18 protein-coding genes are annotated in these 21769 nt (G+C 69.8%); 7 read left to right on the forward strand and 11 right to left on the reverse strand.

All coding sequences use genetic code 11. The features are described 5' to 3' along the window. The first annotated feature begins 65 nt into the window (after positions 1-65). A complete protein-coding gene (crcB, locus tag FJ694_RS28815) occupies positions 66-464 on the forward strand; it encodes a fluoride efflux transporter CrcB (RefSeq protein WP_157270984.1) in 399 nt (132 codons plus the stop codon). A gap of 57 nt (positions 465-521) precedes the next feature. Here the strand turns inward: crcB and FJ694_RS28820 are convergent, their stop codons facing one another. The 9 genes from FJ694_RS28820 to FJ694_RS28860 form a co-directional block, all read right to left on the reverse strand. Next, complete coding sequence (locus FJ694_RS28820; protein ID WP_198321051.1) at positions 522-2273, reverse strand: galactose oxidase early set domain-containing protein; 1752 nt, start codon at positions 2271-2273, stop codon at positions 522-524. Positions 2274-2618: 345 nt separating this feature from the next. Next, the gene (locus FJ694_RS28825; RefSeq protein ID WP_157270986.1) at positions 2619-3629 is read right to left on the reverse strand and encodes an aldo/keto reductase; all 1011 of its coding nucleotides are present in this window, start codon (positions 3627-3629) and stop codon (positions 2619-2621) included. A 52-nt stretch (positions 3630-3681) separates the two neighbouring features. Next, entirely contained in the window at positions 3682-4617 is a 936-nt protein-coding gene (locus tag FJ694_RS28830; protein ID WP_157270987.1) for an electron transfer flavoprotein subunit alpha/FixB family protein, read from the reverse strand. Between the two features lies 1 nt (position 4618). Next, a complete protein-coding gene (locus tag FJ694_RS28835; RefSeq protein ID WP_157270988.1) occupies positions 4619-5368 on the reverse strand; it encodes an electron transfer flavoprotein subunit beta/FixA family protein in 750 nt (249 codons plus the stop codon). Next, entirely contained in the window at positions 5365-5859 is a 495-nt protein-coding gene (locus tag FJ694_RS28840; protein ID WP_157270989.1) for a MaoC family dehydratase, read from the reverse strand. The genes FJ694_RS28835 and FJ694_RS28840 overlap by 4 nt, the downstream gene beginning before the upstream one ends. A gap of 15 nt (positions 5860-5874) precedes the next feature. Further along, a complete protein-coding gene (locus FJ694_RS28845; RefSeq protein WP_157270990.1) occupies positions 5875-7659 on the reverse strand; it encodes an acyl-CoA dehydrogenase in 1785 nt (594 codons plus the stop codon). A 188-nt stretch (positions 7660-7847) separates the two neighbouring features. Continuing rightward, positions 7848-9518 (reverse strand): cation acetate symporter, encoded by a 1671-nt coding sequence (locus tag FJ694_RS28850; RefSeq protein ID WP_157270991.1) that lies wholly within the window; start codon positions 9516-9518, stop codon positions 7848-7850. Then, a complete protein-coding gene (locus FJ694_RS28855; protein ID WP_157270992.1) occupies positions 9515-9826 on the reverse strand; it encodes a DUF485 domain-containing protein in 312 nt (103 codons plus the stop codon). Before FJ694_RS28855 ends, FJ694_RS28850 begins: the two co-directional genes overlap by 4 nt. Before the next feature lie 75 nt (positions 9827-9901). Then, a complete protein-coding gene (locus tag FJ694_RS28860) occupies positions 9902-11548 on the reverse strand; it encodes an acyl-CoA synthetase (protein ID WP_157270993.1) in 1647 nt (548 codons plus the stop codon). 148 nt (positions 11549-11696) lie between these two features. Here FJ694_RS28860 and FJ694_RS28865 point away from each other — a divergent pair, with 148 nt between their 5' ends. From FJ694_RS28865 to FJ694_RS28880, 4 genes are all read left to right on the forward strand, one after another. Further along, positions 11697-13730 (forward strand): PAS-domain containing protein, encoded by a 2034-nt coding sequence (locus FJ694_RS28865; RefSeq protein ID WP_232540271.1) that lies wholly within the window; start codon positions 11697-11699, stop codon positions 13728-13730. Then, positions 13723-14457 (forward strand): response regulator transcription factor, encoded by a 735-nt coding sequence (locus FJ694_RS28870; protein ID WP_198321052.1) that lies wholly within the window; start codon positions 13723-13725, stop codon positions 14455-14457. Before FJ694_RS28865 ends, FJ694_RS28870 begins: the two co-directional genes overlap by 8 nt. Before the next feature lie 217 nt (positions 14458-14674). Then, a complete protein-coding gene (locus FJ694_RS28875) occupies positions 14675-16375 on the forward strand; it encodes an electron transfer flavoprotein-ubiquinone oxidoreductase (RefSeq protein WP_157270994.1) in 1701 nt (566 codons plus the stop codon). 274 nt (positions 16376-16649) lie between these two features. Then, positions 16650-16862, forward strand: coding sequence for a hypothetical protein (locus tag FJ694_RS28880; protein WP_157270995.1), 213 nt, complete (start codon positions 16650-16652; stop codon positions 16860-16862). A 66-nt stretch (positions 16863-16928) separates the two neighbouring features. On the opposite strand, the gene FJ694_RS28885 is transcribed toward FJ694_RS28880, so the two are convergent. After that, entirely contained in the window at positions 16929-18056 is a 1128-nt protein-coding gene (locus tag FJ694_RS28885; RefSeq protein ID WP_157270996.1) for a PepSY-associated TM helix domain-containing protein, read from the reverse strand. A 405-nt stretch (positions 18057-18461) separates the two neighbouring features. Here FJ694_RS28885 and FJ694_RS28890 point away from each other — a divergent pair, with 405 nt between their 5' ends. Both FJ694_RS28890 and FJ694_RS28895 read left to right on the forward strand, forming a co-directional pair. Continuing rightward, positions 18462-20489, forward strand: coding sequence for a TonB-dependent receptor (locus tag FJ694_RS28890; protein WP_157270997.1), 2028 nt, complete (start codon positions 18462-18464; stop codon positions 20487-20489). Positions 20490-20602: 113 nt separating this feature from the next. Continuing rightward, on the forward strand, positions 20603-21337 hold the full coding sequence (locus FJ694_RS28895; protein ID WP_157270998.1) for a DUF4198 domain-containing protein: 735 nt from the start codon (positions 20603-20605) through the stop codon (positions 21335-21337). A gap of 45 nt (positions 21338-21382) precedes the next feature. On the opposite strand, the gene FJ694_RS28900 is transcribed toward FJ694_RS28895, so the two are convergent. Next, positions 21383-21664: a hypothetical protein gene (locus FJ694_RS28900; RefSeq protein ID WP_157270999.1), complete on the reverse strand. Its 282-nt coding sequence runs from the start codon at positions 21662-21664 to the stop codon at positions 21383-21385. Positions 21665-21769: the final 105 nt, after the last annotated feature.

Raw genomic sequence — 21769 nt, forward strand, 5'->3', positions numbered from 1 at the left:
CGGCCGGGGCGGCGTGATACCCGCTCTTACACTGGGTGTCCCCTCACCCGGCCTTCCCTTTTCACATGAGCGGCCTCAGCGCACTCGCGGTCTTCATCGGTGCCGGCTTCGGCGCGCTGCTGCGCTGGAGCCTGGGCCTGTGGCTCAACCCCGTGTTCACGACCATCCCGCTGGGCACGCTGGCGGCCAACCTCGTCGGCGGGCTGCTCATCGGGCTGGCCGGCGCCTTCTTCTCGCAGCACCCGGAAATCCCGGTGGAGTGGCGGCTGCTGTCGATCACCGGCTTCCTGGGCGGGCTCACCACCTTCTCCACCTTTTCCGCCGAGGTGGTGGCGCTGATCGGGCGCCAGCAGTACGGCTGGGCCCTGGCCGCCGCCGGCACGCACCTGCTGGGCTCGCTGGCGCTCACGGGCCTGGGGCTCGCCCTTTTCAGCGGGCTCAGCGCGCTGTCCGCGAAAGCTTGAGGGCGCAACCGCCGCCGCGGCGCGCCCTCCCGCCCTGCCATCCCGGGCGCTGACCGCTCAGGACAGCTTGACGATCTTGGCCTCCGAGGGCACGAGCCGGTTGTCTGCCGCCGGCGCCTGCGGGTTCTTGCGCAGCGCGAACACCATGTAGTAGCCCGGCGGCATCTCGGTGGCACGCGCCGGCGCCTTCACGGTGAGGGTGCGCCCGGCCTGCGTGAAGGCCAGCTCCATGCGCCGCTGCTCGTTGTTGAAGGCATGCGTGACGGCGCCGGCACGCACCATCACGACCTTGTCGATGGCGCCCCAGGTGCTCATCTGCATCGTGAAGGTGGCGTTCAGCCCGAAGTTCTGGGGCGTGACCGAACCGATGACCGGCTGCGTGGCCCAGGTGCCGTTGGGATTGAAGAAGTAGGGCGGGAAGTACACCTCGGCATTCATGCCGATCACCGGCCCCGGCGCGCCGCCGCCGCCGACCACCACCGCGCCGCTGGGCAGCAGCATGGTGTTGCCGTGGTACAGGCGCGGCTTGCTGGCATTGGCCGTCATGCGCCAGGCGTTGGTGGCCGGGTTCCACAGCTCGGTTGTATAGACCGCGTCAGCCAGCACATTCCCGTTGGCCGAGCCGCCGTTGAACCAGACGGTGCCGTCGGGCAACACCGTGGAGAAGCCGTACTTGCGCGGCGTGCTCAGCGCCCCGCCGCCCTTGATGACGGGCTGCGGTCCGTTGATGTCGATCAGCGACAGCGCCTTGCCGCCGCGCGCGCTCAGGATCTTGCCGGGCGCGTACATCACGGCGGTGGTGTTCCAGTTGGTGGTGGGCAGCTGGCCGTTGAGCCTGGCGATGCTGCCGCTGCCACTGGAATCCAGCGCGTACAGCAGCCCGTCGTTGGTGATGGTCACGACGCGGCCGTCCGGCGCCAGGAAGGCCTTGGGATAAAGGCCGTTGTCGCGCAGCTCGCCGAAGGCGCCGTCGCTGCGCGCATTGGCGAGCGTGCGCCAGCCGGTGCCGGGCACGTAGATCTCGGGCGTGGCCGAGAAGGTCTCGGCCGTGGCCGGCTTGGTGGCGGTGCCGGCGTAGAAGCGGTCGTCGCGGCCGCCGAGCACCACCACCTCGCCGCGCGCGTTGGTGATGGCCGTGGCGTACCAGCGGCGGTAGGCCATGTCGGTGGGCTCGCGGCGCAGCGAGTTGTTGGCCGGGTTGAAGAAATTCGTGTCGGCGATCGCGTAATTGACGATGCCGTTGACGGTGCGGTCTCCGCCGGCCATGAATACCTGCCCGTTGCGCGGCAGCAGCACCTGGGTATTGCAGAAAATGTCGGTACCCGTGGTGTTGGCCAGCAACTGGAACGGCGACGGCGCCGCGCCCGGTGCGCCCGGATTCCAGTTCGGGTCCCACACCGCGTAATGCAGCTTCGCGCCCTGGTTGCCCTTGTCGTCGCTGCCGTAAGCCAGGACCCGGCCGTCGGGCAGTTGCACCATGTGGATCGGGATGATCGGCCAGCCGAAGACCGGCCCGAAGGCGCCGGCGTTGTAGGCGGCGCGTGTCAGCGTGGTCGGCCGGTACGAGGCCGTCAGCTCCGCCGCGGCCAGGTCGCCGTCGGCGGACAGCGCCTTCATCGTCTCCGTCACGGCGCTGGCCGTGCCCACCGGGCCGCTGCCGTAGTCCACCGGCACGGCGTCCTCCTCGGGCAGGTCGCGCTCCAGCGCCGCGGGCGTGGCCAGCGCGCCCGAGTCGGCGCCGGTGCCGCTGCCAGCCCCGTCCCCCCCGCCGCAAGCCGCCAGCACCGCGGCCGCCAGGATCAGCAGCACTCCATTGCGAAGTTCCGGACACGGACGGCCCCCGGACGATTCCAGACCTGCATGCGGTTTTGCCATCATTTACAACCCACCATGATTGAAAACCATGCCATTCCTCCACGGAACGGCGGCTCAAAATCATTTTCTGCAGGAGAAAATTCGTTCAAATCCCGCGCCTCGACGGATGTTTGTCGCTGACTGTGACCAAAGGATCGCGCAGTAAATTACCGATGCAGCGGCGACAAAATCGCAATGAATCAATTACATGTCCGACCGAAGGTAATTGGTTTCCAAAGAAATGTTTTCAACCTTGCGGCCCGGCCACGGCTGGGCTGCAAGGCGCGCCAGGTGGGGCGCTCAGCCGCGCGGCTGTCGGCCCGTGAGCGGATAGATCGGATCGACGTAGCCGTGCGTGGAGGCATAGCCCGGCGGCACCAGCGCATCGACGGCGGCCTCGTCCTCGGCCGTCAGGCGCACATCCAGCGCCGCGAGGTAGTCCTGCCACTGCGCCAGCGTGCGCGGACCGCCGATGACGCCGTGCACCAGCCGGTTGTTCAGCGCCCAGGCGATGGCGAACTGCGTCGGGCTCAGGCCGCGTGCCTGGGCATGGGCCTTGAGCGCCTGGGCGGCGTCGAGCGACTCCGGGCGGAACTCGGTCTGCAGGATGCGCTTGTCCGCCCGGCCCGCGCGCGTGCTGGCCGCGGGCGCCTGGCCCGGCGCATACTGGCCGGAGAGCACGCCGCGCGCCAGCGGGCTGTAGGCCACGACGCCCACGCCGTAATGCTCGCAGCAGGGCAGCAGTTCGGTTTCGATCAGCCGCGTCACGGCGCTGTAGGGCGGCTGGCAGGCGATGGGCGGAGGCACGCCCATGCGCCGCGCCGTCTCCACCACGCGCGCGACGCGCCAGGCGCGGAAGTTCGAGACGCCCCAGTAGCGGATCTTGCCCACCTCGATCAGCCGCGCCAGCGTGGCGAGCGTCTCCTCGATCGGCGTGACCTCGTCGTCGCGGTGCAGGTACCAGAGGTCGATCCAGCCGGTGCCCAGGCGGCGCAGGCTGTTGTCGCACTCGGCCAGCAGCCAGCGCCGCGACAGGCCGCGGTCGTTGGGCTCGTTGCCGATCGGGTTGGCGACCTTGGAGGCGACGATCCAGCGCTCGCGGTCGGGCGCGATGAGCCGGCCGACGATGCGCTCGGACTCGCCGCCGGCGTAGTTGTCGGCCGTGTCGATGGCGTTGAGCCCGGCGTCGCGCGTGGCCGCGACGATGTCGCGCGCCGCGCCCTCGTCGGTCTGGTCGCCGAACATCATGGCGCCCAGCCACAGGCGCGGCACGCGCAGGCCGCTGGCGCCGAGGGGGTGGAAGTCAGGCATGAGGTGCTCCGCTGAAACCGAGCACCTTACCCCCTCGGGACGGCGCTTCGGCTCAACCCAGTGCCGCCACCAACTGCGGCACCGCCTCGAACACGTCCGCCTCCAGGCTGTAGTCGGCCACCGAGAAGATCGGCGCCTCCGGGTCCTTGTTGATCGCCACGATCACCTTGGAGTCCTTCATGCCCGCCAGGTGCTGGATCGCGCCCGAGATGCCGCAGGCGATGTAGAGGGCCGGCGCCACGATCTTGCCGGTCTGGCCCACCTGCCAGTCGTTGGGGGCGTAACCGGCGTCCACCGCGGCGCGGCTGGCACCCAGCGCGGCGCCCAATTTGTCCGCCAGCGGCGTGAGCACTTCCGTGAATTTTTCAGCCGAGCCCAGCGCCCGGCCGCCGCTGACGATGATCTTGGCCGCCGTCAGCTCGGGCCGGTCGCTCCTGGTCAGCTCGCGGCCGACGAAGGCGCTCTGGCCGCTGTCAGCGACGGCCGGGATGGTTTCAACGGCCGCGCTGCCACCGGTGGCCGGCGCCGCGTCAAAGCCCGTGGTGCGCACGGTGATGACCTTCACGGCATCGCCGCTCTGCACCGTGGCGATGGCATTGCCGGCATAGATGGGCCGCTCGAAGGTGTCCGCGGACAGCACCTTCGTGACGTCGCTGAGCTGCGCCACGTCCAGCTTCGCGGCCACGCGCGGCGCGGCGTTGCGGCCGGCCGCCGTCGAGGGGAACAGGATGTGGCTGTAGGCCGGTGCCATGGCCAGCACCTGCGCCGCGACGTTCTCAGCCAGTTGCGTGCCGAGTGCCGGCGAGTCGGCGTGCAGCACCTTGGCCACGCCTGCGATCTGCGCGGCGGCCTGCGCCACGGCGGCGGCGTTCTCGCCGGCCACCAGCACATGCACCTCGCCGCCGCAAGCCAGCGCGGCGGTGACGGTGTTCAGGGTCGCGGCCTTCAGGCTCGCGTTGTCGTGTTCGGCGATGACGAGTGCGGTCATGTCAGATCACCTTGGCTTCGTTCTTGAGCTTGTCCACGAGGGTGGCCACGTCGGGCACCTTCACGCCGGCGCCGCGCTTGGGCGGCTCGCTGACCTTGAGCGTCTTCAGCCGCGGCGTCACGTCCACGCCCAGGTCGGCCGGCTTGACGTTCTCCAGCGGCTTCTTCTTGGCCTTCATGATGTTGGGCAGCGTCACGTAGCGCGGCTCGTTCAGGCGCAGGTCGGTGGTCACCACGGCCGGCAGCTTCACGCTCAGCGTCTCCAGCCCGCCATCGACCTCGCGCGTCACCCGCGCCTGGTTGTCGCCGACCTCGATCCGCGACGCGAAGGTCGCCTGCGGCAGGTCGGCCAGGGCCGCCAGCATCTGGCCGACCTGGTTGCAGTCGTCGTCGATGGCCTGCTTGCCCAGGATCACCAGGCCCGGCTGTTCCTTGTCGATGAGCGCCTTGAGGATCCTGGCCACGGCCAGCGGCTGCAGCTCGGCATCGGTCTCGACCAGGATGGCGCGGTCCGCGCCGATGGCCAGGGCGGTGCGCAGCGTCTCCTGGCACTGCGCCACGCCGCAGGACACGGCCACGACCTCGGTCGCGGCGCCCTTCTCCTTCAGGCGCACGGCCTCCTCGACGGCGATCTCGTCGAAGGGGTTCATGCTCATCTTCACGCCGGCCAGGTCCATGCCCGAGCCGTCGCCCTTCACGCGCACCTTGACGTTGTAGTCAACGACACGCTTCACACACACCAGGACCTTCATGCGGCCTCCTTCACTTCGTCGGTTGCAGCTGCCTTCTCTTGCGCCGCCTCGGTCGCGCGCCGCGCCGCCGCCGAGGTGGTCATGACCGTGGCCTCGCCGTCGATGACGACCACGCCCTTCACCCGGCACTCGGTGGCCAGCACCGCGCGCGCCTTCGCCAGGTCCACCGACAGCACCCTCACCGTGGCGTGCACCGTGTCGCCCGGGCGCACCGGGGCGCGAAAGCGCATCTGCTGGCCAAGGTAGACCGCGCCCGGCCCGGGCAGCCGGTTCGCCACCGCCGCCGAGATCACGCTGGCGGTGAGGAAGCCGTGCGCGATGCGGCCGCCGAAGCGCGTCGTCGCGGCGAACTCCTCGTTGGTGTGCACGGCGTTGTTGTCGCCGGAAACGGCGGCGAACAGCACGATGTCGGCCTCGGTGATGGTCTTGGAATAGGTGGCCTGCATGCCGGGCTGCAGGTCCTCGATGTCGTAGCCGTTGAGCGGGTTCATGGGTTGCCTTCCGGATCAGAACTGGTCGTCGGCCAGCGCCAGCGTGGTGTCGGCGCCGTGCAGCACGGTGTCGCGCAGGGACGGCGCCTGCACCAGCACGTGCGCCGCGTAGTGGCGCGCGGTGGCGACCTTGGCGCGCAGGTACGCGGCGTCGCCCTCGCCCGCGGCCAGCTGCGTTGCGGCCGCATCGGCCAGCCGCGCCATCAGCCATCCGCCGATGACCGTGCCGGCCAGGCGCAGGAAGGGCACCGCGCCGGCGGCGCATTGCGCGGGCTGGCCGGCGCTGTGCGCCAGCAGCCAGTCCACGGCCGTCTCCAGCGCGTGCACCGCGCCGTGCAGCGCCTGCCCGGCCTGGGCCACCGCCGCGTCATGGCTGTCAAGCAGCCGGCGCGCGTCGCCGTCCATGCGGGAGAGCAGCGCCTTGATGGTCTTGCCGCCTTCGCGCGCGATCTTGCGCCCGATCAGGTCGTTGGCCTGGATGCCGGTGGTGCCCTCGTAGATGGTGGTGATGCGGGCATCACGGAGATATTGGGCAGCGCCCGTTTCCTCGACGAAGCCCATGCCGCCGTGCACCTGCACGCCGTCGCTGGCGATGCCCAGCGCGTTGTCGGTGCACCAGCCCTTGACCACCGGCGTGAGCAGCTCCACCAGCGCCTGGCTGCGCGCGCGCTGCGTGTCGTCGGCGCTGCCGTGCGCGCGGTCCATCTGGCCGGCGCAGAAGTAGGCCAGGGCGCGCGCGGCCTCGGTCCTGGCCTTCATGTCCATGAGCATGCGGCGCACGTCGGGGTGGCCGATGATGGTCTTGCTGCCCGTGGCGGTGCGGCCCTGCACCCGCTCCAGCGCGTAGGCGCGGGCGTGCTGGTAGGCGCGCTCGGACACGCCCAGGCCTTCGAGGCCGACGTTGAGCCGCGCGTGGTTCATCATCGTGAACATGCAGGCCAGGCCCGCGCCGGGCTCGCCCACCAGCCAGCCGATGGCGCCGCCGTTGTCGCCGAAGCTCATCGAGGCCGTGGGGCTGCCGTGGATGCCCAGTTTGTGCTCCAGCGAGGTGCAAAGCAGGTCGTTGCGCGCGCCCAGCGAGCCGTCCTCGTTGACGAGGAACTTCGGGCACAGGAACAGCGACAGGCCCTTCACGCCCGCGGGCGCATCCGGCAGCCGCGCCAGCACGAGGTGGATGATGTTCTCGGCGAGGTTGTGCTCGCCCCAGGTGATGAAGATCTTCTGGCCGCTGATGCGGTAGTGGTCGCCTTCGGGCACGGCCTTCGAGCGAATCACGGACAGGTCCGAGCCGGCCTGCGGCTCGGTGATGTTCATGGTGCCGGTCCAGCGGCCCTCGACCATGGCCGGCAGGTAGCGCTGCTTGAGCGCCTCGCTGCCGTGGTGCGAGATGGCCTCGACCGCGCCCAGCGTGAGCATCTGGCACAGGCTGAAGGCGTGGTTCGTGGACTTCCACATCTCCAGCACCGCGGTGGACACCAGCGTGGGCAGCCCTTGTCCGCCGAACTCGGTGGACGCGGGCATGCCGTTCCAGCCGGTCTCGCAGAAGCTGGCGTAGGCCTCCCTGAAGCCGTCGGCCGCGCGCACGACGCCGCCCTCGCTCCAGCGCGCTCCCTGCGTGTCGCCGATGCGGTTGATCGGGTCGAGCACGCCGGCGGCGAACTTGCCCGCCTCTTCCAGGATCGACTCGACCAGGTCGGCCGGGCAGTCCTCGAAGCCGGGCTGCGCGCAGACCGCGTCGAGCTCGCCGACCTCCTTCATCGTGAACAGCATGTCGCGCAGCGGGGCGCTGTAGGTGGACATCGTGATGGCTCCTGAAAAGACGGACTGGGGGTGGCGTCGGCCCTCGAGGCCGGCGCCGAAAAAGCTGCGCCCCGCCATCCCGGCGCGGGCCGGGATCCACGAGCGCCGGGCATCGGCCCGGCCGGGGTGTGGATGCCGGCGGGCGCCGGCATGACGGGGCGTCTTGGGTCGCTAGGGCATGTCGCAGGTCAATGCGCGCTGGCCGCCGCGGCACCGATGCCGGTCTGGGCGCGCACGTACTGGTCGCGGAAGCCGGCGATTTCCTTCTGGGCCCGGGCGCTCTTGTCGGTGACGGAGAACAGCCAGGTGAAGAAGAAGGCCAGCGGCATCGAGAAGAGGGCCGGCTGCTCGTACGGGAAGATCGGCGCCTTGTTGCCCAGCACCACCACCCACACCGCCTTGGACAGCACCACGAAGGTCACGGCCGAGACCAGCCCGATGACGCCGCCCACCAGCGCGCCGCGCGTGGTCAGGCCCTTCCAATAGATCGACAGCACCAGCACGGGGAAGTTGGCCGAGGCCGCGATGCCGAAGGTCAGGCCCACCAGGAAGGCGACGTTCTGCTTCTCGAAGGCGATGCCCAGCACCACGGCCAGCACGCCCAGCGCCAGCGAGCAGCGCTTGGAGACCTTCATCTCCTCCGCCTCGGTGCACTTGCCGCCCTTGATGACGCGGGCGTAGATGTCGTGCGCGATGGCGGAGGCGCCGGCCAGGGCCAGGCCCGAGACCACGGCGAGGATGGTGGCGAAGGCCACGGCCGAGAGGAAGCCCAGCAGCAGGTCGCCGCCCACGGCCTTGGCCAGGTGCATCACCGGCATGTTGTTGCCGCCGATGAGCGCGCCGCCGACCTGACCGCCCTCGTAGAACTGCGGGTCCCGGCCCACGATCACGATCGCCGCCAGCCCCAGCAGGCACACCACCAGGAAGAACAGGCCGATGAAGCCGCTGGCCACGAAGACCGACTTGCGCGCCTCCTTGGCGTTGGGCACGGTGAAGAAGCGCATCATGATGTGCGGCAGCGCGGCGGTGCCGAACACCAGGCCCAGCGACAGCGACACGGCCGTCACGGGGTCGGCCAGCAGGCTGCCCGGGCGCATGATGGCCGCGCCGCTCTTGTGCGCGGCCACGGCCTGCGAGGCCAGCGTCTCGATGTTGAAGCCGAAGTGGCCCATGGCCAGCACCAGCATGATCAGGCCGCCGGCCAGCAGCATCACCGCCTTGACGATCTGCACCCAGGTCGTGGCGATCATGCCGCCGAAGGTGACGTACACCACCATCAGCACGCCCACCAGCGCCACCGCCACGGCATAGTCCAGGCCGAACAGCAGCTTGATGAGCTGCCCCGCGCCGACCATCTGCACGATCAGGTAGAAGATCACGACCGTGAGCGAGCCGCAGGCCGCGAAGGTGCGGATGCGGTTCTGGTCGAGCCGGTACGAGGCGATGTCGGCGAAGGTGAAGCGGCCCAGGTTGCGCAGCCGCTCGGCCAGCAGGAACAGGATCACCGGCCAGCCCACGAAGAAGCTGATGATGTAGACGAAGCCGTCGAAGCCGCGCATGAACACCATCGAGCTCAGGCCCAGCAGCGTCGCGGCCGACATGTAGTCGCCCGCGATGGCCAGCCCGTTCTGGAAGCCCGTGATGCCGCCGCCGGCGGTGTAGAAGTCGGCGGCCGAGCGGGTGCGCCGCGCGGCCCAGTACGTGATGCCCAGCGTCAGCAGCACGAAGGCCACGAACATGGCGATGGCCGTGAGGTTCAGCGGCTGCTTCTGCGCCTCGCCGATGGCGTCGCCCGCGAAGGCCGCGCCGCTGGCGGCGGCGAGCGCCAGCGCGCCCAGTGTCTTGCCCAGCGTGCTCATGCGTTGCGCTCCACGATCTCTTGCGTCATGCGGTCGAACTCGCCGTTGGCGCGCGAGACGTACAGCCCCGTGAGCAGCCACGACACGATGATCAGCAGCGCGCCGATGGGCGCGCCGATGGTCAGGGCGCTGCCCTCCCACAGCGGCTGGCCGAACACCTCGGGCGCGAACGCCACCACCGCCATGAAGGCGTAGTAGGCCACCAGCACCACGGCCGACAGCGTCACCGCCAGCCGGCTGCGCCTGGCCACCAGCTCCTGGAAGACCGGGTCGTTCTCGACCCGGCGGTACACGTCTGCAGTCTTCATCGAATCACCTCCATAGTAAGAAAATCGAAAGATTCGCTGCGGACGCAATCATTGCGCCCGCACCTTGCCCCAGCCTTATTCGATCGCGCTGGCCGACTTGGCACGTTGACGCAACAGAAACTTCTGGATCTTTCCGGTGGAGGTCTTGGGCACCTCGGCGAAGACGATGCGCTTCGGGACCTTGAAGCGCGCGAGGTGGCCGCGGCAGAACTCGATGAGCTCGGCCTCGGTGACGGTGGGCGCGCCGGGCTTCATCTCGACGAAGGCGCAGGGCACCTCGCCCCACTTCTCGTCGGGCAGCGCCACGACCGAGGCCAGCATCACGTCGGGGTGGCGGTGCAGCACGTCCTCGACCTCGATGGAGCTGATGTTCTCGCCGCCCGAGATGATGATGTCCTTGCTGCGGTCCTTGATCTTGACGTAGCCGTCGGGGTGCATCACGGCCAGGTCGCCGGTGTGGAACCAGCCCCCTGCAAAGGCTTCCGCCGTGGCGCCCGGGTTCTTGAGGTAGCCCTTCATCACCACGTTGCCGCGGAAGCAGATCTCGCCCATGGTCTCGCCGTCGGCGGGCACGCTCTGCAGCGTGTCGGGGTCGAGCACGGCAATGGCCTGCTGCAGCGGGTAGGGCACGCCCTGGCGGCCGTTCAGCCGCGCGCGCTCATGCGCCGGCAGCGTGGCCCAGTGCTCCTGCTTGGCGCACACCGCGGCCGGGCCGTAGACCTCGGTCAGGCCGTAGACGTGCGTGATCTCGATGCCCGCGGCCTCGCAGCCTTCAATGACGGCCGCCGGCGGCGGCGCGCCGGCGATGAGCCCGCGCACCACGCGGGGCAAGCCCTGGCGCAGCTCGGCCGGGGCGTTGATGAGCATCGAATAGACGATGGGCGCGCCGCACAGGTGCGTGACGCCGTGCTCGCGCATGAGCGGCCAGATCTGCAGCGGATCGACCTTGCGCAGGCACACGCTGGTGCCGGCCACCAGCGCCATGGTCCAGGGGAAGCACCAGCCGTTGCAGTGGAACATCGGCAGCGTCCACAGGTACACCGGATGGTGCGGCAGGCTCCAGGCGATGACGTTGTTGGCGGCGTTGAGGTAGGCGCCGCGGTGGTGCGTGACCACGCCCTTGGGGTTGCCGGTGGTCCCCGACGTGTAGTTCAGCGCGATGGCGTCCCACTCGTCGCCGGGCAGCGCCCAGGCGAAGGCGGCGTCACCCCCGGCCAGCAGCTCCTCATAGGTGATCTCTCCCAGGCGCGCGCCGGCAGGCGCGGTCTCGTCCTCGACCTCGACCACCAGCGGGCGCTTGTCGCCGATCAATTCGAGTGCGCGTGCAACCACGCCGGAGAACTCGCGGTCGGTGAGCAGCACCCTGGCCTCGCCGTGCTGCAGCATGAACGCGATGGCCTCGGCGTCGAGCCGGGTGTTGAGGGTGTTGAGCACGGCGCCGCTCATCGGCACGCCGAAGTGGGCCTCGAACATCGCCGGCGTGTTGGGCAGCATCGCCGCCACCGTGTCGCCGGCCTGCACGCCGCGGCGCTGCAGCGCGCTGGCCAGGCGGCGGCAGCGCTCGTAGGTGGTCTGCCAGTCCTGGCGCTGCGCGCCGTAGAGGGTCGCGGTGCGCTGCGGATACACCAGCGCCGCGCGCTCGATGAAGCTCAGCGGCGACAGCGCGACGAAGTTCGCCGCGTTCCTGTCCAGCCCCACCGAGTACGGATTGATCCGGGTCATGTCTTCTCTCCTCCAAGCGTTGCCGGGCCGACCAGGGCCGCGGCGCCGGGCTGAAGGATGGCGAAGGACCTTTTCAGGACTGCCGAGCAAATATGACGAATGTTTGCATCGCCCTTCCGGGGGGAAGCGCCTCCCTAGAATCGGCGCCATGCAAGCTTCGATGGGGTCTGCGATGGATGCTCAAGCGACGGCGCCCGGCGACAGCCCGCGCGGCCAGGACGCGCTGCGCGCGGCCCTGGACGTCATCGACCAGGGTTTCAGCCTCATCGACGGCGAGCTGCGGCTGCTGGGCTGGAACCGCGCCTTCGTGACGCTGCTCGGCTTTCCCGAGCACCTGGTGCGCGTCGGCGCACCCTTCGAGAGCTTCATCCGCTTCAATGCCGAGCGCGGCGAGTACGGCCCGGGCGACGTGGAAGCGCAGGTGGCCGAGCGCGTGGCCGCGGCGCGGCGCCTGGAGCCGCACGAGTTCGAGCGCACCCGCCCCGACGGGCAGGTGCTGCGCGTGCGCGGCGTGCCGGTGCCGGGCATCGGCTTCATCACCGTCTATTCCGACGTCACGGCGCAGCGCCGCGCCGAGGCGCAGGCCGCGCAGCAGGCAGCCGAGCTGGAGCGGCGCGTGGCCGAGCGCACCAGCGAGCTGCGCCTGAGCGAGGCGCAGATGCGCCTCATCACCGACTCGCTGCCCGCCCTGATCGCCTACTTCGACGCGAAGAAGGCCTACCGCTACATCAACCGCGGCTACCAGGAGTGGTTCGGCCTCGACCCGGCGCACCTGGACCGCATCAGCGCGCGCGAGTACCTGGGCCGCGAGACCTACGCCAGCATCCGCCACAACGTGGCGCGCGCCTTCGCCGGCGAGCCCGTGAGCTACGAGTACGAGGCGCGCTGCGTGGACGGGCGCGTGCGCACCGCGCGCACCACGCTCATCCCGGAGAAGGCGGCCGACGGCAGCGTGATCGGCTGCTTCGAGCTGACCTTCGACGTCTCCGAGCTGCGCCGCGCGCAGGAGCTGCTGTCGCAGGCGCAGAAGATGGAAGCGCTGGGCCAGCTCACCGGCGGCCTGGCGCACGACTTCAACAACATGCTCACGGTCATCATCGGCAACCTGGGCGCGCTGCGCGAGGTGCATCAGGACGACAGCGTGGCCGAGTTCATCGACCCGGCGCTGGCCGCGGCGCGGCGCGGCGCGGAGCTGATCCGCGCGCTGCTGGGCTTCGCCAGGCGCCAGCCGCTGGAGGCGCAAGCCGCCGAAGTGGCGCCCCTGGTGCAGACCGTCGTCAACCTCCTGCGCCGCTCGCTGCCCGAAGGCATGGAGCTGCGGCTGGACGCGGGCGAGCTGCCGCTGTGGGCCTGGGTCGATGCCAGCCACCTGCAGGACGCGCTGGTCAACCTGGTGCTGAACTCGCGCGACGCGCAGGCCCGGCACGTGACGGTGACGGTGCGCGCCGACACGCTGGCGCCGCAGCGCGCGCAGGAGCTGCAGGCGCAGCCCGGGCACTACATCCGCATCGCCGTGCGCGACGATGGCCACGGCATGGACGCGGCCACCCGCTCGCGCGTGTTCGAGCCCTTCTTCACCACCAAGCGCCCCGGCGCCGGCACGGGGCTGGGCATGTCGATGGTGTACGGCTTCGTGCGCCAGTCCGAAGGGGCGGTGGCCATCGACAGCGCGCCGGGCGCGGGCACCACCGTGACGCTGTGGCTGCCGGTGGCGCGCAGCGCGGTGGCGAGCCTGCTGGCCGACGCCTGCTGCGACAGCGGCCACCGTGCCGACCCGGCGCAGTCGCTGGCGCTGCTGGTGGAGGACGATGCCGAGGTGCGCAAGGTCGTGCGCCGCGCGCTGGTGGAGCTGGGCTTCGCGGTGCTGGAGGCCGAGAACGGCGTGGAGGCGCTGCGCATGCTGGAGCACGCGCCGCGGCTGGACCTCGTGCTGTCGGACGTGGTCATGCCCGGCGGCGTGGACGGGCGCGAGGTGGCGCGCCGGGCGCTGGCGCAGGGCGTGCCGCGCGTGGCGCTGATGAGCGGCTACGTCCCGGGCGAAGCGAGCGTCCCCGGCGACGTGCCGATGCTCGGGAAGCCGTTCACGAAGCGGCAGCTGGCGGACTTCCTGCAGCGGCAGGTGCCGGCGCAACCAGCGCCCGCATCCGGCGCGGCGCGGGCGGCGGGAGCGCTGCATGGCTGAAGACGAGGCCATGGCCGGGACGGCGGCGGCGCTGGTCTACATCGTCGAGGACGATGCCGAGGTGTCGCGGCTGGTGGAGCGCGCGCTGCGCGACTTCGGCTTTGCGTGCGAGAGCTTCGGCAACGCCGCGGGCGTGCTGCGGCGGCTGCAGTCCGAGCGGCCCGACCTGTGCATCGTGGACCTGGGGCTGCCGGACATGGACGGCATCGAGCTGGTGCGCGAGCTCGCGCGGCGCTGCAACTGCGGCGTGCTGGTGCTCACCGGCCGTGGCCACACGGTGGACCGCGTCATGGCGCTCGAAGGCGGCGGCGACGACTACGTGATGAAGCCCTTCGAGCCGCGCGAGCTGGTGGCGCGGGTACGCAGCATCCTGCGCCGGCGCGGCCTGGGCAGCGCCGGCACGGCAGGCATGCAACGCCGCCATGCGCGCTTTGCCGGCTGGAGCCTGGACTGCGCCGCGAACCTGCTGCGCGCGCCCGACGGCACCGAGACGCTGCTGGGCACGGCCGAGACACAGGTGCTGCGCGCCTTCCTGGAGCGCCCGCACCAGATCCTCACGCGCGAGCAGCTGATGGGCACGCGCGAGCTCTCGCCGCTGGACCGCAGCATCGACGTGCGCATCTCGCGCCTGCGCCGCAAGCTCGAAGCCGACCCGCAGAACCCGAAGCTGATCAAGACCGTGTACGGCGCGGGCTACATGCTGGCGGCGGGGGTGGAGTGGGCGTGAATCCGCGCCGACTGCTGCTGCGCCGGCCGTAGAAGAAATACCGTCATCCCGGCGAAAGCCGGGATCCACGCCGGCTGCGATGCCGCCCGGCGTTCGTGGATTCCGGCTTTCGCCGGAATGACGACTTGGTGAGCTGACCGCCTGCATGCCGGTGCGCATGCGGGTCCATGTCCTGAAGAAAACACCGTTCGCACAAATTCATCTGGGAGACCCCGCCATGACCACCCCTGCCCACCTGATCGAGCAATACGGCCCGCGCGAGACCATGGACTACGACGTGGTCGTGGTCGGGGCCGGGCCGGCCGGGCTGGCCACGGCCATCCGGCTCAAGCAGCTCGCCGCCGAGGCAGGCGCCGACGTTTCCGTGGCCGTGCTGGAGAAGGGCTCCGAGGCCGGTGCGCACACCCTCTCCGGCGCGGTCATGGACCCGCGCGCCCTCACCGAGCTGCTGCCCGACTGGCAGGCGCAAGGTGCGCCTCTCAACCAGCCGGTCACCGGCGACGACGTGCTGTTCCTCACGGCCACGGCCGCGCGGCGCACGCCCGACGCGCTGGTGCCGCGCAACTTCCACAACCAGGGCTGCTACGTCGTGGCGCTGGGCAGCGTCGTGAAATGGCTGGCCGAGCAGGCCGAAGGCCTGGGCGTGGAGATCTTTCCCGGCTTCGCCGCCGCGGAAGTGCTGTACGACGACGCCGGTGCCGTGCGCGGCGTGGCCACCGGCCACATGGGCCTCGGCAAGGACGGCGAGCCCACGGCCGAGTTCCAGCTCGGCATGGAACTGAACGCCCGCTACACCGTCTTCGCCGAGGGCGCGCGCGGCCACCTGGGCAAGGCGCTCATCGGGCGTTTCGAGCTCGACGCCGGGCGCGACCCGCAAAGCTGGGCGCTGGGCATCAAGGAGCTGTGGGAAGTCCCGCCGGAGAAGGCGCAGCCCGGACGCGTGGTGCACACCGCCGGCTGGCCGCTGGACGCCGGCACCTACGGCGGCGGCTTCCTCTACCACCTGGAAGGCAACCGCGTGACGCTGGGCTTCGTTACCGGGCTGGACTACGCCAATCCCTGGCTCAGCCCCTTCGAGGAGATGCAGCGCTGGAAGACGCACCCCGCCATCCGCGCCCACATCGAGGGCGGGCGGCGCATCGGCTACGGCGCGCGCGCCATCGCCGCGGGCGGGCTGTCCAGCCTGCCCCGGCTGGTGTTCCCGGGCGGCGCGCTGGTGGGCTGCGACGCCGGCACGCTCAACGCCGCGCGCATCAAGGGCAGCCATGCCGCGATCAAGACCGGCATGCTCGCGGCCGAGGCCGCCTTCGAGGCGCTGCAGGCCGGGCGCAGCCGCGACGAGCTCTCGGCCTATCCGGCGGCCTTCGAGCGCAGCTGGCTGCACGAGGAGCTGCATGCCGCGCGCAACTTCAAGGCCTGGTTCAAGAAGGGCGCGCGCGTGGGCGCGCTGATGACGGGCATCGAGCACTGGCTGCTGCCGAAGCTGGGCGTGAAGAGCCCGCCGTGGACGCTGCGCCGCGACCGCCCGGACCACCTGGCGCTGCGCCCGGCCGCGGAGTGCGCGCGCATCGACTATCCCAAGCCCGACGGCGTGCTGACCTTCGACCGGCTCTCCAGCGTCTTCATCAGCAACACCAATCACGCCGAGGACCAGCCCGCGCACCTGCGGCTGCGCGACGAGGCGGTGCCGCTGGCGACGAACCTGGCGACCTACGCCGGCCCCGAGGCGCGCTACTGCCCCGCGGGCGTGTACGAGTTCGTCGGCGGCGCGGACGGCGGCGGCGGCGGCGCGCAGCGGCTGCAGATCAACGCCCAGAACTGCCTGCACTGCAAGACCTGCGACATCAAGGACCCGGCGCAGAACGTCACCTGGGTCGTGCCCGAAGGCGGCGGCGGGCCGAATTACGCGGGGATGTGAGCGGCGCTTCCCGGTGCCGGCACGGCGGGCGACCGGGAGCTTGACCCCGTTCCCCCTGCATTCGCGCTGGGAGGAATGTCCCGTGCGCGGCGGGAGATTTGTCGCCGCCGCGCAGGGAGCTTTGACTCTGGGTGGCGCCGGGGCGCGTTCCTAGCATGGCTGCACCATGAACGAATCCCCATTGACCTCGGCGGCAGTCAATCAGCGCGGCATGCGCCCGGTTGCCCTGTCCGCACCGTCGTCCCGCATGGGCGACGCTGAAGGAGATGGCGCCATGAACACCTCGAACTCGCAGCCCGTTGTTTACGAGCTGTGTTTCGAATCCCTGGAGGACCCGTGCCGCAGCTGCGCCTTTCCGTGCGACGCCGGCGGCCATGTCGACATGGACCGCCTGGGCGAGCGGGTGCTGTGCGAATACCTCTATGCCCGCACCGTGATCGGCCGCGAGTTCCGCCTGCCGGCGGTCCGGCGGCGCGAGCGGCGCTGATCCGGACATCCGCCTGGGCCGCCGACGTTCGCCGTGCGATGGACGCGGCCCGAAGCGAGCCGGTCGTCAGCTCGTGGGCGCGGTCCGGGCCGCTTTCGGAAGGGCACGCTTTCGAAGCTCGGCCCGCCTCCTGGCGAGCTGGTTGCGCGTCCAGAGCCAGAGGCCGGACGCCGCGAGCAGGGCCAATGACATCCCGAGCAATACGTTGAGTGCCCGCGTCACCAGCCCGCCGTAGAACCCCGTGTGCAGCGGGTAGAGCCAGCTGTAGATGCGCGCAGCCGCGCCGGCCTGGAAAACATCGTCGGTGCGCAGCAATCGGCCATCGTACTGGTCGAAGAAGACGAAGGTGCGTCCGAGCTGGTGCGCCTCCCCGGGCAGTTGCATGCGGACCGCAACGGCCGCCTGGGAATGAGCAGGCAGCATGATCCTCGTGACCCGTCCCGCCGGGAAGATGGCCCGGGCCTTCCTGACCATGTCGTCCAGCGAGGCGGGTGCACCCGCGCTGCCTGAAGACTTCGGTGCCACCTGCACCGGCCCTTTCCCCGTGAGCGCCGCCAGCAGCGGCTCCGTGACGGCGTCGTACAGCGCCAGTGCGCTGCCCGTGGTGGCGATGACGACGAGAAAGGCGCCGGCCAGCACGCCGGCCAGCTTGTGCAGGTCGAGCCAGACACGCACGGGCGAGGCGCCCCACTTGACCTGGAAGGCCTGCTTCCAGCGGCCGCGCTTCGGCCACCACAGCCCGACACCCAGCGCGATCAACCCAAGGGTCGCCAGGCCGGCCCAGCCCAGGACCGCCTTTCCCGCATCGCCTGACATCAGGTGGACGTGAAGGTCGGTGAGCCACCCTGCGGCCGAGTCGTGGGTGTCGCGCACGCCAAGGACCTGCCCGCTGTACGGATCGACGTACGCACGCATGCGGCTGCCGGCATACCAGGCCTCGGCCGCGTCACGCGGCGCGGCCGGCAGAACGATGAGCCGGAGCGCCTCCCCGGGCCGGGCCTCGCGCGCGCTGGCAGCCAGCGTGTCGAGCGGCACCGCCGAGGCCCGCGCCTCCACCTGACGCAGCGAGGGGTTGAGGACGCCGTCGATCTCCTTGGAGAAGGTGATGAAGGCTCCCGTGCCGCCACTGACGAGCAGCAAGCCCGCCAGAGTCAGGCCCACGTACCGATGCAGCCAAGACGCAAGCTTGCGCATACCTTCCCTGTCTCCTAAATGCGACTAATTCGCATTGTAGTTTACGTTCCTTGATACGCCCGGTAGCATCGGCGCCTGCATCAGCACAGGAATGGAGTTCTGCCCGCTGGATTTCGCCCCGGGATCACCCTGGTCGGCATCGGCGACGGGTCGCGCATGGGCCTGCACCAACCGGAAAACAACAAGACCAGGGGTCCTGCTCCACGGCGCCGGCGTGACGTGCCTCGACGCGGCAAAGCTCCAACAAGTGCCGGCATCGACAGGCGATGCCGAAACCCAAACCATCTCGCCCCGGCAACTGCTGCTCCGCGGCAATTGCTTCCAACCCCTGCCTGCCACCGGCCCGCCGCGCGCAGCCTTCGGGATTCATTCTCCACCGGGACTTTTCGCGTCCAAGCTTTCAAAATGGTTTCCAGCAAGAAGAAGATCGTTCTCGCCATCGGCATGGCATTCGGTGTGTCCGCCAGTGCACAAGAACCCGCGGATGGCAGCGCCACACCGGCCATGACGCTTGGCCAGATCACGGTTCTCGGTCAGGCGACCGGTCCGCTGGCGACCCGCAACGTGCTCACCTCGGTGGATGTGCTGCAGGAGAGCAGGATTTCCAGCCAGGCGGTCAACCACAACTGGCAGCTGTTCGGGCAAATGCCCGGCGTGATGCTGACGCAGTATGGCCAGGGCACGGTGTCGGGAAAGATCTCGATGCGGGGTTTCACCGGCGAGGGGGAAATCAACGCCGTCAAGCTGCTGATCGACGGAGTGCCCAGCAACACCAACGACGGGATGATGCCGTACATCGACCTGGTGCCGCTGCTGGACATCCAGTCGATCGAGCTGGTGCGGGGCACCAATGACCCCAGGTATGGCCTGCACAACATTTCCGGCAACGCCAATATCGTGACGAAGATCGGCGGCAATTATCGGACCGTCCGGGCCGGTTATGGCAGCTTCGCTACCCGGGATCTCCAGGCGGCCGTGGGCATTGACGACGGCAGTTTCTCGCAAAACTATTCCATCGCTTACCAGAATACCAACGGCTACCGCGCCCACTCGGATGCCGAGAAACTCAGCTTTTCAGGAAAGTGGTTCTACTCGCCGGATGCGGGCAACAGCCGCTATGGCCTGATCGTGCGGCACCACGATGTGACGGCGGAAGAGCCCGGCTTCCTGACGCGGGCCCAGGCCCGTGCCGACCGGGACCAGTCGATGCCCCACAACGCCACCGACGGCGGGACGCGGCGCATGAGCCAGGTGGCCTTGCAGGCGGAGACCGACCTGGGCAACCAGCTGTTCTGGACGGCGCAGCTCTACAACAACGACATCGATGACCGCCGCTTCGTGACCTTTTCCGCCGGGAGCTCCCAACAGGAGCGCATCGTCGCCGAAAACCATGTCGGGGCGTCCACGACCCTGACGTGGCGTCCCGCGCCCACATCGGCCGGCCAGTTCACGGTGGTCGGTGGGCTCGATACGGAACGGCAGGACAACGAAAATCGGCGCTACTTCACCGCCGCCCGGCAGCGAACGGAACTCAACCGGAACCAGCAATTCGACTTCAATACCGTCGGTGGTTTCGTCCAGGCCATCTACAAGCCTACTGCGGCGCTGACCATCACGCCGGCTTATCGGGTTGACAAGCTGTCCGGCAGCTTCACCAACGCGCTCAATAATCGTGATTCTGACATCAACGATTACGGCCTGATCCGCCAGCCGAAGATTTCCGCCGTCTACAAGCTGGACAATGGCTATTCGGTGTACGGCAACTGGGGCCGGACGTTCCAAGTGGGCATCGGCGCGGCGAGCTACAAGGTCAACCAGGCCAACGACCTGGAGCCCTCCATCAACACCGGATGGGAAACGGGCGTCAAGTTCCGTCCCCTGCAGTGGGTCGAGGGCCGCATCGCGCTGTGGCAGCAATATGCGACGAACGAAGCGCGCCGAAAGATCAACGACCCGAGCAACAGCTCGGAGAATATCGGCGAAACCCGGCGCCGCGGGATCGATCTGCAATTGAACGTGCAGCCCACCGCGCGGCTCGGGATCTGGGTCGGCGCGGCCGTGCAGCGCGCGGTCATCATGAAGGCCGACGCGGCGTCGATTGACACGCAGGGCAATGAGATCGATCACGTGCCCCACCTGCTGTACAACTTGGGCGTCGATTACAAGGTGACCGATGCGCTGCGCCTCTCGGGCTCGGTGGCTGGACAGAGCAGCTATTATCTGAACCGGCAGAATAATACCGACAAATTCGGCCAGTATTTTCTCGTGAACGCGTCCGCCGTCTACAGCTTCAGTGACAAGCTCGATCTGGAGCTTCAGGTGCGCAATCTCGCAAACCGGTATTACGAGTATGTGTGGCTGAACGGCTCGGAAACCCTGCATGCGCCGGGCAATCCGCGCAGCGTGCACCTCATGCTCACCGGCCGCTTCTGACCCCGGCAAGGCCCCGCGTCGTGCGCCGGTGCGCCTGATCCCGGCAACCCGGCAGCCCGGCGCCGGGGCCGCGCCACCCGCTCCGAACCCCCACGAAGAACAGGAACACGACCATGAAAGCAACGCAGCGCCTCCTCGCGGCGGCCCTTGCCGCCTCGCTGTGCGGCCTGGCCCAGGCCCACGGCATCTGGTTCGCGCAGCGCGCGGGCAGCCTCGCGCTGGTCTATGGCGACGGCGGCGAGGACCTCGACGTCGTCAAGCGCCTGCCCAAGCTGACCGCGGTCGGCGGTCTGGACGCGTCGGGCAAGCCGGTCGCGGCGCCGCTGCTGACCGAAGGCCGCATGGCCTTCGTCGACCTGGCGCACAAGCCGGCCGTGCTGACCGCGGCCATGAACAACGGCCTGTGGTCGCGCGACGCCGCTGGGAAGTGGCACGGCAAGGGACAGGATGAGGTGCCCGATGCCGCGGTCAGCGGCCGCTACCTGAAGTACGCGACGCACCTGGTGGCGCTGCCCGCCGGTGCGCTGGCGCCGGCACCCGGGCTGGCCCTGCAGATCGTCCCCGTGGGCGCCACCTTTCCGAGGCACAAGGACGAGCCGCTCACGGTGCAGGTGCTCTTCGAAGGCAAGCCGTTGCCGCGCGCCAGGGTCTGGCGGGACGTGGTCACCGACCCCGATGCCGACGCGCTCGTCTGCGATGCCGAGGGCCGCGTCACGCTCCCGGTGCGCAATCAGGGCCTCAATGTCCTGAAGGCCGAGCACGAGTCGGCGCCCGTTGATGGCCACAAGGCCCGCATGACGCACCACCTGGCGACGCTGAGCTTCATCCTTGAGCACGCGCCGGAGTGACCCGGCGCCAGGCCCCCGCCCGTCACCCGCCGGGGGCCGCCCGGCTCAGCGCCCCGGCGCGTACAGCCGCGTCAGCCGCCGCCCGTCGCGCGTGCGATGCCGGCCCCCGCGCGGCTCCAGGCCGTAGTCGCCCAGCACCTCGAACACCTGCACCGCTTCGAGCAGCCGGGCCGTCTCGACCACGTGCAGCAGTTCGCCGTCGGCGTCCGCGATGCCGATGCGCAGCGGCGGCACGGCCGGGTCGGCCGGCGGCTGCTTCTCGTGCAGGTCGTCCAGGCGGCGGCGCAGCGCCGCCGCGTCGAGGGGATGGAGGGCGATCTCGTTCATGAGGAGCTGTGTCTTGTCTCGTGCTGCAGTCCCGGGCGCCTGGCGTTGGACGCGGGTGCGGGGCGGGAGCGGCGCGGCGGGGACGCCCCGGCGCGCCGGCCATGG

This window comes from Azohydromonas aeria, from assembly GCF_009760915.1.
GTDB lineage: Bacteria > Pseudomonadota > Gammaproteobacteria > Burkholderiales > Burkholderiaceae_C > Azohydromonas > Azohydromonas aeria.